This is a genomic window from Pseudomonas sp. R11F (genome assembly GCF_050312575.1).
Taxonomy (GTDB): Bacteria; Pseudomonadota; Gammaproteobacteria; order Pseudomonadales; family Pseudomonadaceae; genus Aquipseudomonas; species Aquipseudomonas palleroniana.
Map to the genome: position 1 here is coordinate 43,503 of NZ_JBNPJU010000019.1, position 16,532 is coordinate 60,034.

A 16,532-nucleotide genomic window follows, 5' to 3' on the forward strand; every position below is an offset into this window, starting at 1 on the left:
TTCACGAGCCAAAACTACTCACAACGCCAGGATATTTCCATAGTGTCGGTAAGATATTTCTTAAATGATCGACATCACCACTGGTCCAGAACTGCGCATGTTCAGGCTTATCGGTGCCTATCAGGTCGCGCTCGCCCAATAACCGCTTGAGCTGACGTGCCACGGCGGCGCCGGTGTCGATCAGAATGATGCTCGGCGGGAGCATCTGCTCCAGCAACGGCTTGAGGAATGGGTAGTGGGTGCAGCCCAGAATAATGGTGTCGCAGCCGGCGTTGAGCAGCGGTTCGACATAACCCTGCAACATAGTGCGCAGCGCAGGGCTGACGAGGTCGCCGGTTTCAATCAACTCCACCAGCCCCGGACAAGGCTGGGTAATCACCCGCACGTCGGTAGCGAAGCGGTCGAGCAAGGCGGCGAACTTGGCACTTTGCAAGGTACCGGTAGTGGCAAGCACACCGACGACGCCGCTGCGCGTAGCGGCAGCCGCAGGCTTGACCGCGGGCTCCATTCCCACCAGAGGCCAGTCGGGGTAGTCCTGGCGCAAGTCCGCAACGGCGGCGACAGTCGCGGTGTTGCAGGCGATCACAAACGCCTTGGCGCCGCGCTTGCGGAAAAACTCGGCGACTGTGCGGGAGCGCTCGAGAATGAACGCCGGGCTTTTCTCGCCGTAGGGGATATGCCCACAGTCCGCGACATACAGCAGCGACTCATGGGGCAACAACCGTTGAATTTCATCCAGCACCGTCAAGCCGCCGACGCCGGAGTCGAACACACCGATAGGCGCGCCCTTATCCACGCCGAGTCCCGCACACGCTGCAGCCCGGGTCGCGCTTGACCCGCAGTTCGCGAAACCGTGTGGTCAAGGCATCGACCAGCAACAAGCGGCCCACCAACGGCTCACCAAAACCGGCGAGCAGCTTCAACGCCTCCAGCGCTTGCAGGCTACCGACCAGCCCCACCAGAGGCCCGACGACGCCGGCCTCGCTGCAAGTCAGTTCGGTATCGCTGCCGTGCCCATATAAACAGTGGTAGCACGGGCTGTCGGCGCGACGCGGATCGAACACCGACAATTGCCCCTCAAGCCGAATCGCCGCGCCGCTGATCAATGGCTTGGCAGCGGAGACGCAGGCTGCGTTAACGGCCTCACGGGTGGAGAAGTTGTCGCTGCAATCGAGCACCACATCCACATTCGCCACCGCCGCCGCCAGGGAATCGGCATCCAGCGCCACACGGTGGGCAAGCAAGGTGATATCAGGGTTGATGGCCGTCAGGCGGCGCATGGCTGAATCGACCTTGGTCTGCCCAACGCTGTCGGTGTCGTGGATGATCTGGCGTTGCAGATTGGTCAGGTCGACCGTGTCGAAATCCGCCAGGTGCAATTGGCCCACACCCGCAGCCGCCAGGTACAACGCGACCGGCGCGCCCAGCCCGCCGAGGCCGATGATCAGTGCCCGGCCGTTTTTCAGGCGCAACTGACCTTCGATGTCGACATGCTGCAACAGAATCTGTCGGCTGTAGCGCAACAGCTCCTGGTCGGTCAGCATGGCCGGCGCCCCAGGGTGATGCGTTCGTGCTCGCCAAGGTCGATGCGGCTGTGCACCTGTTCGAACCCCTGGCTCAGCAACAGGTCACGCACGGCGGCCGCCTGATCGTAACCATGCTCAAGCAACAGCCAACCACCGGCATTCAGGTGAGCAGGCGCCGCTTGGCTGATCAACCGCAAATCATCCAGGCCATCGTGGCCCGCCACCAGTGCGCTGGCCGGCTCAAAACGCACATCGCCGGCGACCAGATGCGGATCGTTGTCGGCGATATACGGCGGGTTGCTGATGATCAGATCAAAGCGCTCGCCTTGCAGGGCGCTGAACCAATGGCTGTTCAACACCCTGGCGTTCTTCAGGTGCAGGCGCTGGCGATTGCGCTCGGCCAGGGCCACGGCTTCCAATACCCGGTCGACGGCGGTGACTTGCCAGGCCGGCCGCTCGCTGGCCAGGGCCAGGGCAATGGCGCCGCTGCCGGTGCCCAGGTCGAGGACCTTGGCGGGCGATGCGGGCAACAGTTCCAGGGCGGCTTCCACCAGCAGTTCGGTTTCAGGACGCGGGATCAGCGTGTGGGGCGCGACCTCCAGGTCCAGCTTCCAGAAGCCCTGCTGGCCGAGGATATACGCTACCGGCTCGCCGCTGCGGCGGCGCTGCAGGTAACCGGCGAAGGTCAGCGCGTCTTCACTGCTGACGATTTTCTCCGGCCAGGTGTGCAGGTAACTGCGCGATTTGCCCAGGGCAGCCGCCAGCAAGAGTTCCACATCCAGGCGCGCAGTGGGCGAGTCGGGCAGGTCGGCGGCGCGCAGCAGGCTGGCGATGATGGTCATTTATTCACCGATCGCCGCTAATTGATCAGCCTGGTACTCAGCGAGCAACGGCTCGATCACCGCTTCAACGCCGCCGGCAAGAATTTCGTCGAGGGAATAAAGGGTCAGGTTGACGCGGTGGTCGGTGACCCGGCCCTGGGCAAAGTTGTAGGTACGAATGCGTTCGGAACGGTCACCCGACCCGACCAGCAATTTACGCTCGCTGGCAATCGCGTTGGCGGCAGCGCTGGTCTGCTGGTCGTTGAGTTTGGCCGACAGCCAGGACATGGCCCGCGCACGGTTCTTGTGCTGGGAACGCTCTTCCTGGCACTCCACCACGATCCCCGACGGCAAGTGGGTGATCCGGATCGCCGAGTCGGTCTTGTTCACATGCTGGCCGCCGGCACCCGACGAACGGTAGGTGTCAATGCGCAAGTCCGCCGGGTTGATCTCGATGGCTTCCTGCTCGTCCGGCTCGGGCAACACCGCCACGGTACACGCCGAGGTGTGGATGCGGCCCTGGGACTCAGTCGCAGGAACCCGCTGTACACGGTGCGCGCCGGACTCGAACTTGAGCTTGCCGTAGACGTTGTCGCCTTCAACCCGGGCGATGACTTCTTTATAGCCACCGTGTTCGCCCTCGTTCTCGGACAGGATCTCCACGCGCCAGCCACGACGTTCGGCATAACGCGAGTACATGCGAAACAGGTCGCCGGAGAAGATCGCCGCCTCGTCACCACCGGTGCCGGCGCGAATTTCGAGAAACACGTTGCGGCCATCGTTCGGATCTTTGGGCAGCAACATGCGTTGCAGGTCGCCTTCCAGCTCGGCCAGCTTTTCCTTGGCCTCGCGGACTTCTTCCACGGCCATTTCACGCATGTCCGGGTCGCTGTCCTTGAGCAGCGCCTGGGCGCCTTCGAGGTCGGCCTGCACCTTCAGCAAGTTCTTATAGGTGGCGACCACCGGCTCGACTTCGGCGTATTCCTTGGAATAGGCGCGGAATTTGGTCTGATCGGAGATGACCTCACCATCGCCGAGCAAGGCGGTCAGTTCTTCGAAACGGTCCTGGAGCACATCCAGTTTATTGAGCAGTGACGCTTTCATTGCGGTTTTTTATCCGAAGAGCTATCTGACGCGCCCTCACCGAGGGCAAAGAGTTCCTGGGCCATGGCCAGCGCATCAAGGCGGCCTTCGGCGGTAAGCTTTTTCAACTGCACACTGGGTGCATGCAGCAACTTGTTAGTCAGGCCACGGGCCAGTTGCATCAACACCTCTTCGGCACTGCTGCCGTTGGCCAGCAACCGCTGGGCCTTGGCCAACTCCTCGTCGCGCAGGCGTTCGCTCTGCTGACGATACGCCTTGAGTACATCCACCGCTGCCAGTTCACGCAGGCGCACCATGAAATCTTCGGCGCCGACGCTGACCATTTCCTCTGCGGCCTGGGCAGCGCCCTGGCGGCTCTTGAGGTTTTCGGCGACCACTTCATGCAAGTCGTCGACGCTATAGAGGTAAACGTCGTCCAACTCGCCGACTTCGGGTTCGATATCGCGGGGAACAGCGATATCGACCATGAAGATCGGCTTGTGCTTGCGCAGCTTCAATGCGCTTTCCACCGCGCCCTTGCCCAGGATCGGCAACTGGCTGGCGGTTGAGCTGATCACGATATCGCTGCGCACCAGTTCGGCCGGAATGTCCGAGAGCAGAACGGCGTGCGCACCGAACTGCTCGGCCAGGATGCTCGCGCGCTCAAGCGTACGGTTGGCCACCACGATACGTTTGACGCCCAGGTCGTGCAGGTGCCGGGCGACGAGCGTGATGGTCTCACCGGCGCCGATCAGCAGCGCCTGGCTGCGCTGCAGGTCACTGAAAATCTGCTTGGCCAGGCTGACGGCGGCAAACGCCACGGATACCGGGTTTTCGCCGATGGCCGTGTCGGTGCGCACTTGCTTGGCCGAATTGAAAGTGGCCTGGAACAGGCGGCCCAGCAGCGGCCCCACGGTGCCGGCCTCGCGGGCCACGGCATAGGCGGACTTCATCTGGCCGAGGATTTGCGGTTCGCCCAATACCAGCGAGTCGAGCCCTGCGGCGACGCGCATCATGTGACGAACTGCCGCATCTTCTTCGTGCACATAGGCGCTGGCGCGCAGGTCGTCGAGGCTTAAATGGTGGTAATCGGCCAGCCAGCGCAGTACCCCATCCGCTGAAAGATGCTCCTGCTCTATATAAAGCTCGCTGCGATTGCAGGTCGAAAGGATTGCAGCTTCGCGGCTGTCGGTGAGCCGGCAGAGCTGCTGCAAGGCCTCAACCAACTGCTCTGGCGTAAACGCCACGCGCTCGCGCACGTCTACGGTAGCAGTCTTGTGGTTAATACCGAGTGCGAGGAAGGCCATTCAATATCGCTGATGATGTCGGGAAGCCGACAATTGTCCTACTTCGAATGATTCAGAACAACCACCGTAGGCTATTGTCCTAATGCCTTGTGTCTATAAAGGCATCCACTGAGACTCGGTTATGTTTGGCCGAAGGCTTGTGTCATGATGATCCGACCGCAGGTTAGTCGTCCTCTTCCTATATGAATAGATCCTCCGCGTTGCTCCTTGCTTTTGTCTTCCTCAGCGGCTGCCAAGCCATGGCACCCGTATCGCCGGACGGTACGCCACCGGTGGAAGACAGCACTCCCGCCCCTGAAAAACCCAAGGTTTACTCCTCGTTCAGTGAAGAGACGGTCTACAGCCTGCTGACGGCGGAACTGGCCGGCCAGCGAAATCGTTTCGATATCGCGCTGGATAACTATGTGACCCAGGCGATCAACACCCAAGACCCCGGCATTTCCGAGCGAGCGTTTCGCATCGCCGAATACCTGGGCGCCGACCAGGCTGCGCTGGACAGCTCGCTGATCTGGGCAAAAAACGCCCCGGACGACCTGGAAGCCCAGCGGGCCGCGGCCGTTCAACTGGCACGCGCCGGGCGCTATGACGACTCCATGGTTTATATGGAGAAAGTCCTGCAGGGCAAGGGTGACACCCATTTCGACTTCCTCGCGCTGTCGGCCGCCGATACCGACCAGGACACGCGTAATGGCCTGATGAAGGGTTTCGACCGCCTGCTGCAAAAGCATCCGAAGAACAGCCAGCTGATTTTCGGCAAGGCATTGCTGTTGCAACAGGATGACGAAGCCGACGCAGCCCTGAAGCTGTTGGAGCAGAACCCGCCGGAAGAGGGCGAGATCGCTCCGATTCTGCTGCGCGCGCGCCTGCTGCAGAACCTCAATCGCGGCAAGGAAGCGATTCCACTGCTGGAAAAAAGCATCAAGAAATACCCGGAAGACAAGCGCCTGCGCCTGACCTACGCGCGAATGCTGGTCGAGCAGGACCGCATGGAAGACGCCAAAGTACAGTTCGCCAACCTGGTCCAGCAGTACCCGGACGATGACGAGCTGCGCTATTCCCTGGCGCTGGTGTGCCTGGAAGCCAAGGCCTGGGACGAAGCCAAGGGTTATCTGGAGGAGCTGATTGCGCGGGAAAGCCACGTCGATTCGGCGCACCTGAACCTTGGCCGTATTGCCGAAGAGCGCAATGATCCCCAGGCCGCCCTGCTGGAATACGCCCAGGTCGGCCCAGGTAACGACTACCTGCCCGCCCAGTTGCGCCAGGCCGACATCCTGATGAGCAACGGCCGTACCGATGAAGCGGAAAAACGCCTGGCCGCGGCCCGCGATGCCGAACCGGACTACGCGATCCAGCTGTACTTGATCCAGGCCGAAACCTTGTCCGCCAACAAGCAGGGCGAGCGCGCCTGGAAATTGCTGCAACAAGCCTTGCTGCAATACCCCGATGATCTGAACCTGCTGTATACCCGCGCCATGCAGGCGGAAAAACGCAATGACCTGGCGCAGATGGAAAAAGACCTGCGCCTGATCATCAAGCGCGACCCCGAGAACGCCATGGCACTCAACGCCTTGGGTTACACCTTGTCTGATCGCACCACGCGCTACGACGAAGCCAAGGCGCTGATCGAGCAAGCGCACAAGATCAACCCGGAAGACCCGGCCGTACTCGACAGCCTGGGCTGGGTGAATTACCGCCTGGGTAACCTGGACGAAGCGGAACGCCTGCTGCGCCAGGCATTGGAACGCTTCCCCGACCAGGAAGTCGCCGCCCACCTGGGTGAAGTGCTGTGGGCCAACGGCAAGCAGCGCGAAGCGCGACAAATCTGGGAAAAATTCCTCAAGGAACAACCCGAAAGCCCTATCCTGCGCGGCACCATCAAGCGCCTGACCGGATCCGAGACCCTTTAAGCTTATGTTCTTGCGCCACATTGTAGTGTTCAGTCTTATTGCCCTGCTCGCCGGCTGCGCGGGTGTCGGTAGCCGCGAATCCGTTGAAGGCCAGGGCAACCCAGGGCAATGGAAACAGCACAAAAACCAGCTCAGCAGCATTGATGGCTGGCAGATAGAGGGTAAGGTCGGAGTGCGCGCGCCGAAAGATTCGGGCAGCGGCACGCTGTTCTGGCTGCAACGCCAGGACTACTACGATATTCGCCTGTCCGGCCCGCTCGGTCGCGGCGCAGCTCGCCTGACCGGTCGGCCCGGCCAGGTGAGCCTCGAAGTGGCCAACCAGGGGCGCTATGAAGCGGCATCGCCGGAGGCGCTTCTGGAAGAACAGATTGGCTGGAAACTGCCCGTGTCGCACCTTGTATGGTGGGTGCGCGGCTTGCCCGCACCGGACAGCAAGAGCCGTCTGAGCCTCAATGGCGACAGCCGCCTCGCGTCACTGGAGCAGGATGGCTGGCAGGTCGAGTACCTCAGCTATGTAGAACAGGGCGGCTACTGGCTGCCGGAGCGTATCAAGCTGCATGGCACAGACCTGGACGTCACCCTGGTGATCAAGGACTGGCAACCGCGCAAGCTGGGGCAATAACGTGACCGTAGATAAGTTGACCCTACCCTCGCCTGCCAAACTCAATCTGATGCTGCACATTCTCGGTCGCCGTGAAGACGGCTATCACGAATTGCAGACACTGTTTCAATTTCTCGACTACGGCGATGAACTCACCTTCGCCGTGCGCGACGATGGTGTGATCCGCTTGCACACCGAATTCGAAGGTGTGCCCCACGACAGCAACCTGATTGTGAAAGCGGCCAAAAAACTTCAGGAACAATCCGGTTGCTCACTGGGCATCGACATATGGATCGATAAAATTCTGCCCATGGGCGGCGGAATCGGTGGTGGCAGCTCGAACGCCGCGACCACACTGCTGGGTCTGAATCACTTGTGGCAACTGGGCTGGGACCTTGATCGCCTGGCCGCGCTGGGCCTGACGCTAGGCGCCGACGTCCCGGTTTTCGTGCACGGACGGGCCGCTTTCGCTGAGGGCGTGGGGGAGAAACTCACGCCGGAATACCCCGAAGAGCCGTGGTACGTCGTGCTTGTTCCGCAAGTATCTGTAAGTACAGCAGAAATTTTTTCAGATCCGTTGTTGACACGTAACTCTTCTCCCATTAAAGTGCGCCCCGTTCCCAAGGGAAACAGTCGAAATGACTGCTTACCGGTTGTAGCAAGGCGTTATCCAGAGGTACGTAACGCTTTGAATTTGTTAGGTAATTTTACCGAAGCAAAATTAACCGGAACTGGAAGTTGTGTGTTTGGGGGCTTCCCAAACAAAGCTGAAGCTGATAAAGTCTCGGCCCTTCTTACAGAGACCCTTACAGGGTTTGTAGCAAAGGGAAGCAACGTTTCGATGTTGCATCGCAAGCTGCAAAGTCTGCTCTAAAAGGAACCGAGTGTTAGGCACTCGTTGCAACAGATACAGGGGCGTCGCCAAGCGGTAAGGCAGCAGGTTTTGATCCTGCCATGCGTTGGTTCGAATCCAGCCGCCCCTGCCATTTTCTAATACTCATCCAGGTTACCCTCAGCCTCTAGGTACTGCGCGTGTCCAAGATGATGGTCTTTACGGGGAACGCTAACCCCGATCTGGCTCGACGTGTCGTACGTCAGCTGCATATCCCTCTCGGCGACATCTCTGTCGGCAAGTTTTCCGACGGCGAAATTACAGCCGAGATCAATGAAAACGTTCGCGGTAAAGACGTCTTCATTATTCAGCCGACTTGCGCTCCGACCAACGATAACCTGATGGAACTCGTCGTGATGGCTGATGCCTTCCGCCGCTCCTCAGCGACTCGAATCACAGCTGTAATCCCTTACTTTGGTTATGCCCGTCAGGATCGCCGTCCGCGTTCCGCACGTGTGGCTATCAGCGCGAAAGTCGTTGCTGACATGCTGACCGTGGTAGGCATCGACCGTGTTCTCACGGTTGACCTGCACGCTGACCAAATCCAGGGGTTCTTCGATATTCCGGTAGATAACATCTACGGCTCCCCAGTATTGGTGGATGACATCGAAGATCAGCGCTTTGAAAACCTGATGATCGTGTCCCCGGACATTGGTGGCGTCGTGCGTGCACGGGCTGTTGCCAAATCCCTGGGCGTGGACCTCGGGATCATCGACAAACGCCGTGAAAAAGCCAATCACTCTGAAGTGATGCATATCATCGGTGATGTCGAAGGGCGTACCTGTATTCTGGTTGATGACATGGTCGACACCGCCGGCACCCTGTGCCACGCGGCGAAAGCCTTGAAAGAGCACGGTGCGGCTAAAGTCTTCGCCTACTGCACACACCCTGTGCTGTCGGGCCGAGCGATCGAGAACATCGAGAATTCCGTGCTGGACGAACTGGTGGTGACCAACACCATCCCGTTGTCCGCCGCCGCTCAAGCCTGTGCGCGTATCCGCCAACTGGATATCGCACCGGTCGTTGCCGAGGCGGTTCGCCGCATCAGCAATGAAGAATCGATCAGCGCGATGTTCCGTTAAGGGTCAAACCTTCGGAACACCTCACTGACGAAAAGCGCCCCGCCCCGGCATCCTGTCGGGGCGGGGCTTTTTTGCCCATATCGAGTGCGGCGCTGGTCGCAAACGCCCCTCGATGATGGCTATTTTGGAGATACAAAATGACTGACTTTACTCTGAACGCCCAAGCGCGTACTGACCTGGGGAAAGGTGCGAGCCGCCGCCTGCGTCACGCCGCCAACATCCCTGCTGTTGTTTACGGTGGCAACAAGCCAGCTGAATCCGTAACCATCCTGGCCAAAGAAATCGCCAAGCTGTTCGAAAACGAAGCTGCCTACAGCCACGTGATCGAGCTGAACGTCGATGGCGCCAAGCAGAACGTCATCGTTAAAGCGATGCAGCGTCACCCGTCCAAGCAATTCATCATGCACGCTGACTTCGTTCGCGTTGTTGCCGGCCAGAAACTGACCGCGATCGTGCCTGTGCACTTTGTTGGTGAAGAAGCTCCGGTCAAGAAAGGCGGCGAGATCTCGCACGTTCTGAACGAAATCGAAGTGACCTGCTTGCCGAAAGACCTGCCTGAGTTCATCGAAGTCGACCTGTCGGCTCTGGAAATCGGCGCCATCGTTCACCTGTCCGACATCAAGGCGCCAAAAGGCGTTGAGTTCGTTGCACTGGCTCACGGTGATGACAAAGCTGTTGCCAACGTTCACGCTCCACGCGTTGCTCCAGAAGCTGAAGAAGGCGCTGCAGAGTAATTCACTCTGTATTGCCGGAGCTTGAGGAAACATCGCGGACCGAGACGTAGCGAGAAAGCGGGCGATAACGCGGCGTTTACTCTTGAGTAAATGATGTAATGTCGTCCACTTTCGCCGCACTCAGGTCTGGCGATCTTATCCACAACTCCAAAGGAAGGGCCCCTGTCGTGACTGCCATTAAACTGATCGTTGGCCTGGGAAATCCAGGCGCCGAATACGAACAGACCCGGCATAACGCAGGGGCCCTTTTTGTTGAGCGTATCGCCCACGCACAAGGTGTGAACCTTGCGGCCGATCGCAAATATTTTGGCCTGACCGGACGCTTCTCGCATCAAGGTCAGGATGTTCGTCTGCTGATTCCCACCACCTACATGAACCGCAGCGGCCAGGCCGTCGCGGCGCTTGCGGGCTTCTTTCGGATCAAACCCGAAGAAATCCTGGTGGCCCATGACGAACTGGACCTGCCTCCCGGTGTCGCCAAGCTCAAGCTGGGCGGCGGGCATGGTGGGCATAACGGCCTGCGCGACATCATTGCGCAGTTGGGTAATCAGAATAATTTCTACCGCTTGCGGCTCGGCATTGGCCACCCAGGCGTCGCCAGTATGGTTTCAAATTTCGTCCTGGGTCGTGCGCCACGCGCCGAACAGGAAAAACTCGATGCCAGCATCGACTTTGCCCTCGGCGTGCTGCCGGATATCTTCGCCGGTGAATGGAACCGTGCGATGAAAAACCTGCACAGCCAGAAGGCCTGACTCTTACCGAGGGGAAAACACCATGGGATTCAATTGCGGCATCGTCGGCCTGCCCAACGTCGGCAAATCCACCCTGTTCAACGCCCTGACCAAGTCCGGTATTGCGGCGGAGAACTTCCCCTTCTGCACCATCGAGCCCAACAGCGGCATCGTGCCGATGCCGGACCCTCGCCTGGACGCACTGGCGGCTATCGTCAATCCGAAGCGCATCCTGCCGACCACCATGGAATTCGTCGACATCGCCGGCCTGGTGGCCGGTGCCTCGAAAGGTGAGGGCCTGGGCAACAAGTTCCTGGCCAACATCCGTGAAACCGATGCTATCGCCCATGTGGTCCGCTGCTTCGAAGACGAGAACGTGATTCACGTCTCCAACAGCGTCGACCCGAAACGCGACATCGAGATCATCGATCTGGAACTGATCTTCGCTGACCTAGACAGCTGCGAGAAACAACTGCAGAAAGTCGCACGCAACGCCAAAGGCGGTGACAAGGACGCCGTGGTCCAGAAGGGCCTGCTGGAGCAACTGATCGCTCACTTCACCGAAGGCAAGCCGGCACGCAGCCTGATGAAGAACATGGGCGCGGATGAGAAGGCCGTGATCAAAGGCTTCCACCTGCTGACCACCAAGCCTGTGATGTACATCGCCAACGTCGCCGAAGATGGCTTCGAGAACAACCCGCTGCTCGACGTGGTCAAGGCCATCGCCGAGGAAGAAGGCGCAGTGGTTGTGCCTGTGTGCAACAAGATCGAAGCGGAAATCGCCGAGCTTGAAGACGGCGAAGAGAAAGACATGTTCCTTGAGGCCCTGGGCCTGGAAGAGCCGGGTCTGAACCGCGTGATTCGTGCCGGTTACGAAATGCTCAACCTGCAGACCTACTTCACGGCAGGTGTTGAAGAAGTCCGTGCCTGGACCGTCAAGGTCGGTGCCACCGCGCCACAGGCTGCGGGTGTAATCCACACCGACTTTGAAAAAGGCTTCATCCGCGCCGAGGTGATCGCCTACAACGACTTTATCCAGTACAAGGGTGAAGCCGGTGCCAAGGAAGCCGGTAAGTGGCGCCTGGAAGGCAAGGAATACATCGTCAAGGATGGCGACGTGATGCACTTCCGTTTTAACGTGTAAGCATTACCGCAAGACTTCGCTACAACATCAAGCCGATGCAATGCATCGGCTTTTTTGTGGGCGTTGGATTTAAAACCACAAACAAGCTGTTACTTCCCTCCACTCATCACCACTTTAAGATTATTCTTACTTGCTGTGCGGCGTTAAAAACAAAAAAAACACTTGCACAACTTAACCGCTCACTCAATCCAACTTTTCCCACTCTACTTCCTGCGATTATCCATTGAAGAACTCATGACATTCTTCGCAATTTAAGCTCTACTGAGTGGCCTTTATCATTTGCGCCACCCACAGTGAATTAAACGTGAGAGTAGAGCATCCACACTATGTCGGCCGTCTTTCAAGAAGAACACGAAACAGACCATCCACTCACTGAAAGTTCCGATATCGAGCATACAATCAATAGCACTGCAACACTCAATGTTGACATTCTGTTATTAGGAGAAACGGGGACTGGCAAAGACACACTGGCCCAACGCGTTCATCGTTTATCCGGGCGTCGAGGAAACTTCGTCGCCGTGAACTGCGCGGCGATTCCGGAAAGCCTGGCGGAAAGCCAATTGTTCGGTGTGAACAGCGGCGCTTATACCGGCGCGGTGCAGTCACGTGCCGGGTTTATTGAAGCCGCGCATTTAGGCACGTTGTATCTGGATGAAATCGATAGCATGCCCCTCGCGCTGCAAGCCAAGCTATTGCGTGCACTGGAGTCTCGCGGAGTGGAACGCCTGGGGTCGACCCGTTTCATCCCGGTAGACATGCGTGTGATCGCCTCTGCCCAGCAATCGCTGCATGACATGGTTGAACAAGGTACCTTCAGGCGCGATCTGTTCTTCCGACTCAATGTTGTCAGCATCCGCCTCGCACCGCTGCGTACTCGCCAGGAGCAAATCATTCCGTTGTTCTTGAGCATGGTTCAACAGGAAGCCGAGCACTTCAAATGCGCCGCACCGACGCCTTCCCCTACGTTGTTCCAACAATTGCTGTGTCACGGCTGGCTCGGCAACATCCGGGAGCTGCGTTCAGCGGCAAAGCGCTTTGTGTTGGGCCTGCCGCCGCTGTGCGAACCGCTGGTGGAACATAGGGCGCAACCGTTCAAGGAAAAACTGCAACAAATCGAGAAATCACTGATTGAGGCCTCCCTGAAACGTCATGCCGATTGTGTGGAAAGTGTGGCGATGGAACTGGGAATCCCCAAGCGGACGCTGTACTACCGTTTGAAGCACTTGAATATATTCAATTAGCCCCGTCAACAGACAACATTTACGAAATATCTGGCAACGACTAAAAAGCGCAAGCCCGGAACTATTGAAACATATTCAGCCACCCACGATGTGAGCGTTAGCCCTTAACACTCGCACAAGTAAACTTCGCTAACCACATAGACATTTCCAACTGTAAAAGGTACTGCATATGGATACCAACAACATATCCTCACTCATTCCTAGCAACGGCCTCATCTCAAACGAGCAAACGGAACAGGTACTAGCTGAGCTGCAAAAGAAAAAGAATGGGGATAACGTCAAGCACGCTATCAATACCATTCATATCGATAATTCGACCAAAATAATGCAACAAATAGGCTCAGCCAGGCCATGACCCTACTGCCTCCTTTGTTTGCTTAGCAAGGGAGGCAACTCTTTTCGTTTTCAACCTCGTGAAATGGGTGGAGATTACATGCTTTTAAAAAACGAGTGGGCCTCACCGCCTTCCACACCGCTTCCAATCGCCGAAGCCACGACGGGCCCTGACAGCACCATCGACAGCCACTTTTTTGCGTCAGCCCTGGCAACCAATGACAGCGTCAAAACACCGCCCCCCACCATCGGCACGCACTTTCTGGCCGAGCAATCCAACTATCTGAGGGCGCGCGCCAACGATGTCTCCAAGGGCTTGAGCGACCTGGTGAAAGACAAGAACTCGATAAAATCAGTTGAAGTCCCGCAGGCGCTGGCTGAAAGCAAAGAGGTCCTGACCGTGTCGGTGAAAATCATTAAGCACTGCGTTTCGATGGTAGAAAAAACCACCAACTTGCAGTAGGCCGCTTATGCGCACGCGTTTCATTTATTTATTCGTTGCGCTGATGTTCATGCTGAGCGGTTGTGGCGAACGCATTGACCTTCACCGCCAACTGTCCGAGCAGGAAGCCAACGATGTGATCGCCGAACTGGCGGACAAGCACATTCGTGCCCAGAAAGCGCTGGAGAAAGACGGTGTCGTGGTACGGGTCCGCACAAGCGATATCGCCCGTGCGGTTCGAACGCTGGAGGCGGCAGGGCTGCCAAAAACCGCGCGCACCACACTCGGTGAAATTTTCCGTAAGGAAGGGGTTATTTCCACCCCGCTGGAAGAGCGTGCGCGCTATATCTATGCCTTGTCCCAGGAACTGGAGGCGACGCTATCCAACATAGATGGGGTCATCGTTGCTCGCGTCCATGTTGTGCTGCCCGAACGGGTAGCGCCGGGCGAACCCGTACAACCGGCATCAGCCTCGGTCTTTATCAAGCACGATCCACGGCTGGAGCCGGACAACATCCGGCCACGCGTGCGCAGGATGGTTGCCAGCAGCATCCCCGGCATGAGTACCACGGCGGACAACCCGCAAAAACTCACCGTTACGTTTGTGCCGGCCGCGGCCTACATCGAGCGCGAACGCCTGGTCTACTTCGGTGCGTTTCTAGTACCCGAGGCTGACCTGGCCTTTTGGCAGATCTGTGTGACGGTCTTGCTGATCCTCTTGATAGTGTCACTCGTTGCCGCTGCTCTATGGCTTCGCAAGACGCGAACCGCATCACCTTCGAGCTCGCCACCACATGCCTGATATCCGTGACTGGGTGCATTGGTGGGCCTGCCCCTGGAGCCGTTCGCAGCATCCATGGGTCGCCTTCGATCTCAACTCACCCACCAGCCTGGCGTTATGCCGTGGCCGACATGAGTTGATCAGTCGCGCATTGGGCATCACGCCCTGCCTGCCGATCCAGCCCTCTGCAGCGCTATTGCGGATGGTACTGGCACCGCCGGAACAACAAGCGTTGATGCTGACCCTGGTCGACGGCATTTACCACCCACAGCGCGATACCGCTTTGGATCATGACCAGCGCCAGTGGTGCGCCCGTCTGTCCATGGCCCTGCCCACCTCGTCCCGACAACCTGGCGAAGACCCTCTGCATCATCTGCGCGCCTGGGTCGATCACACCGTGTGGCAGCGCTTGCGCCTCAGTTTTGCGCGACGTCGGGTACTGGAACTCGAAAGCCAATACCTGCCGCAAGTGGGAAGCAAACTGGACACTGTCTGGCAGGCAGTCATCTGGCGTGCCACCGCTGCGGCGGAAGACGACTTTCACGCTGCCCCCTCCGGAGTGCCCCCGCACCATGTTATGCCGACGCAAGATTGAACTGTCGATGCCCACCGCAAGCCTGCCGCATGCCTTGATTCCCCGAGCTGTCCTTGCCGACAGCCGACAGGCCGAGCAGTTACTCGAAAACGCCCAGGCCCAAGCCGACGCGCTGCTGCGCCAGGCTCAGGCACACAGCGAGCAATTGCTTGAACAGGCCCAGGTCGAGTTCTGGCAGCGTGCCAATCGCCAGCTCGAACGCTGGGAAATGGAGCGGCAGGCCATTTGCGAGCGCCTCGAGCAGATTGCCACCTCCGTCACCAATCAAGCGCTGATCAGCTTGCTGGAGCTGACACCACCCGCCGAGCGCCTCAGCGCACTGCTTAAAAAACTGCTGAACACGCAAGTCCCGGCAATCGCCGCCAACCTGGTCTGCCACCCGCAAGACCATGTGCAGGTCGAGCAATGGCTGCAGCTTCACACTGAGGCCCCCTGGTGCCTGCGCCTTGATGACTCCCTGGCGGCCGAGACACTCATACTGGAAACCGAAGAGGGCCGCTTCCACATCGAGTGGCGCTCTACTGTTGATAGCCTGCTATTGCTTGAGCCCGTGTCCCGCGGCAGGTAAGGAATTTCCGGCAGCGCTGATTACATTGCCTTTCAAAACTCTTGGCGTGGAACCGTTACCAGGCTTTAGCCACTTATAACGGCAAAGCCACCGGAGAGCCGCCCATGAGTTTTGATTACCGCCAGCAGCAACGGCAATACAGGGAACTGGATGCCGTCAACCGCCGCATCGAACAGATGAAGAAAGCTACGGAAGAGGCGCTCGATAACGAAACATTCGAGGCGTTATTGGGTGAAGCCCTCGAGCTAAAAATGGATGCCAACCAACTGGTGACCTCAACCTTCGCGATGACCAATCACATGGCCGATAAAGGGAAGATCGTCTTTGATGGAATCCCTTGAAGGTGAGGATGACCTGGCGCGCTGGTTGAGCGGTTCCGATCCGCAGATCACCTTGACTGAAGGCGATAGCCGTATCGTCCTGCGACGTGACAGCGGCGCGCTGGTACTGGGCGTTGAACTCACTCAGCACGTGCCCACCAATGCCCAGTTGGAGAACTGGATGCGTCCGGGCGCCGCCAGCTTGAATCATTTTCCAGGGGCGCTCGCCCAAGACCCGGCCCATGGCGCGCTGTGGTTGCTCGAGTGCCTGCACGACGCGCCAAACCCGACGCAGGTGCAGAAAAGCCTCGAGGCGCTGCTCAATCAGCGTGACACCTGGCGGGCAGTCATGGCCCGCCTTGCACGCCCTGCCCGTGCGCCGCGCACCACCTCGCGACATCCGCTTTCGCCTTAATCAGAGAAC

At 58.6% G+C, this 16,532-nt stretch carries 19 protein-coding genes and 1 tRNA gene; 15 read left to right on the forward strand and 5 right to left on the reverse strand.

What is annotated here, in order from left to right:
- Position 1: 1 nt before the first annotated feature.
- Genes murI through hemA form a run of 5 tightly spaced genes read right to left on the reverse strand, consistent with a single transcriptional unit; the run spans position 2 to position 4,737 of the window.
- The gene (gene murI, locus ACQRBV_RS05410) at positions 2–796 is read right to left on the reverse strand and encodes a glutamate racemase (RefSeq protein ID WP_090366911.1); all 795 of its coding nucleotides are present in this window, start codon (positions 794–796) and stop codon (positions 2–4) included.
- Entirely contained in the window at positions 789–1,544 is a 756-nt protein-coding gene (locus tag ACQRBV_RS05415; RefSeq protein ID WP_411985231.1) for a molybdopterin-synthase adenylyltransferase MoeB, read from the reverse strand. Before ACQRBV_RS05415 ends, murI begins: the two co-directional genes overlap by 8 nt.
- On the reverse strand, positions 1,538–2,368 hold the full coding sequence (gene prmC, locus ACQRBV_RS05420) for a peptide chain release factor N(5)-glutamine methyltransferase (RefSeq protein WP_104995458.1): 831 nt from the start codon (positions 2,366–2,368) through the stop codon (positions 1,538–1,540). The genes ACQRBV_RS05415 and prmC overlap by 7 nt, the downstream gene beginning before the upstream one ends.
- Entirely contained in the window at positions 2,369–3,451 is a 1,083-nt protein-coding gene (gene prfA / locus ACQRBV_RS05425; protein WP_060754819.1) for a peptide chain release factor 1, read from the reverse strand.
- The gene (gene hemA, locus ACQRBV_RS05430; RefSeq protein ID WP_060754818.1) at positions 3,448–4,737 is read right to left on the reverse strand and encodes a glutamyl-tRNA reductase; all 1,290 of its coding nucleotides are present in this window, start codon (positions 4,735–4,737) and stop codon (positions 3,448–3,450) included. Before hemA ends, prfA begins: the two co-directional genes overlap by 4 nt.
- Before the next feature lie 182 nt (positions 4,738–4,919).
- Between hemA and ACQRBV_RS05435 the strand changes: the two genes are divergently transcribed.
- The 15 genes from ACQRBV_RS05435 to ACQRBV_RS05505 all read left to right on the forward strand — a co-directional run bounded on the left by ACQRBV_RS05435 (position 4,920) and on the right by ACQRBV_RS05505 (position 16,523).
- Positions 4,920–6,644, forward strand: coding sequence for a tetratricopeptide repeat protein (locus ACQRBV_RS05435; protein ID WP_411985230.1), 1,725 nt, complete (start codon positions 4,920–4,922; stop codon positions 6,642–6,644).
- Between the two features lie 4 nt (positions 6,645–6,648).
- Complete coding sequence (gene lolB, locus ACQRBV_RS05440) at positions 6,649–7,266, forward strand: lipoprotein insertase outer membrane protein LolB (protein WP_104995457.1); 618 nt, start codon at positions 6,649–6,651, stop codon at positions 7,264–7,266.
- A 49-nt stretch (positions 7,267–7,315) separates the two neighbouring features.
- Entirely contained in the window at positions 7,316–8,119 is an 804-nt protein-coding gene (ispE, locus tag ACQRBV_RS05445; RefSeq protein ID WP_218580446.1) for a 4-(cytidine 5'-diphospho)-2-C-methyl-D-erythritol kinase, read from the forward strand.
- Positions 8,120–8,156: 37 nt separating this feature from the next.
- Positions 8,157–8,231: transfer RNA gene (locus ACQRBV_RS05450), tRNA-Gln, on the forward strand.
- 46 nt (positions 8,232–8,277) lie between these two features.
- Positions 8,278–9,219: a ribose-phosphate pyrophosphokinase gene (locus ACQRBV_RS05455; RefSeq protein WP_003171603.1), complete on the forward strand. Its 942-nt coding sequence runs from the start codon at positions 8,278–8,280 to the stop codon at positions 9,217–9,219.
- A gap of 137 nt (positions 9,220–9,356) precedes the next feature.
- Entirely contained in the window at positions 9,357–9,953 is a 597-nt protein-coding gene (locus ACQRBV_RS05460; protein ID WP_060754814.1) for a 50S ribosomal protein L25/general stress protein Ctc, read from the forward strand.
- A 167-nt stretch (positions 9,954–10,120) separates the two neighbouring features.
- A complete protein-coding gene (pth, locus tag ACQRBV_RS05465; protein ID WP_003171596.1) occupies positions 10,121–10,705 on the forward strand; it encodes an aminoacyl-tRNA hydrolase in 585 nt (194 codons plus the stop codon).
- Between the two features lie 22 nt (positions 10,706–10,727).
- The gene (ychF, locus tag ACQRBV_RS05470; protein ID WP_060754813.1) at positions 10,728–11,828 is read left to right on the forward strand and encodes a redox-regulated ATPase YchF; all 1,101 of its coding nucleotides are present in this window, start codon (positions 10,728–10,730) and stop codon (positions 11,826–11,828) included.
- A gap of 326 nt (positions 11,829–12,154) precedes the next feature.
- On the forward strand, positions 12,155–13,069 hold the full coding sequence (locus ACQRBV_RS05475) for a sigma 54-interacting transcriptional regulator (RefSeq protein ID WP_411985229.1): 915 nt from the start codon (positions 12,155–12,157) through the stop codon (positions 13,067–13,069).
- A gap of 433 nt (positions 13,070–13,502) precedes the next feature.
- Positions 13,503–13,865, forward strand: coding sequence for a hypothetical protein (locus tag ACQRBV_RS05480; RefSeq protein WP_126870743.1), 363 nt, complete (start codon positions 13,503–13,505; stop codon positions 13,863–13,865).
- Positions 13,866–13,872: 7 nt separating this feature from the next.
- On the forward strand, positions 13,873–14,646 hold the full coding sequence (gene sctJ, locus ACQRBV_RS05485; RefSeq protein WP_411985228.1) for a type III secretion system inner membrane ring lipoprotein SctJ: 774 nt from the start codon (positions 13,873–13,875) through the stop codon (positions 14,644–14,646).
- Entirely contained in the window at positions 14,639–15,220 is a 582-nt protein-coding gene (locus ACQRBV_RS05490) for a type III secretion protein (protein ID WP_235594031.1), read from the forward strand. The genes sctJ and ACQRBV_RS05490 overlap by 8 nt, the downstream gene beginning before the upstream one ends.
- 7 nt (positions 15,221–15,227) lie before the next feature.
- On the forward strand, positions 15,228–15,788 hold the full coding sequence (gene sctL / locus ACQRBV_RS05495; RefSeq protein WP_235594030.1) for a type III secretion system stator protein SctL: 561 nt from the start codon (positions 15,228–15,230) through the stop codon (positions 15,786–15,788).
- Positions 15,789–15,892: 104 nt separating this feature from the next.
- Positions 15,893–16,129 carry a hypothetical protein gene (locus ACQRBV_RS05500; RefSeq protein ID WP_060754807.1) on the forward strand — a complete coding sequence of 79 codons (237 nt, stop codon included), beginning with the start codon at positions 15,893–15,895 and terminating at the stop codon, positions 16,127–16,129.
- The gene (locus ACQRBV_RS05505; protein WP_411985227.1) at positions 16,116–16,523 is read left to right on the forward strand and encodes a type III secretion protein; all 408 of its coding nucleotides are present in this window, start codon (positions 16,116–16,118) and stop codon (positions 16,521–16,523) included. The genes ACQRBV_RS05500 and ACQRBV_RS05505 overlap by 14 nt, the downstream gene beginning before the upstream one ends.
- The last annotated feature ends 9 nt before the right edge of the window (positions 16,524–16,532 follow it).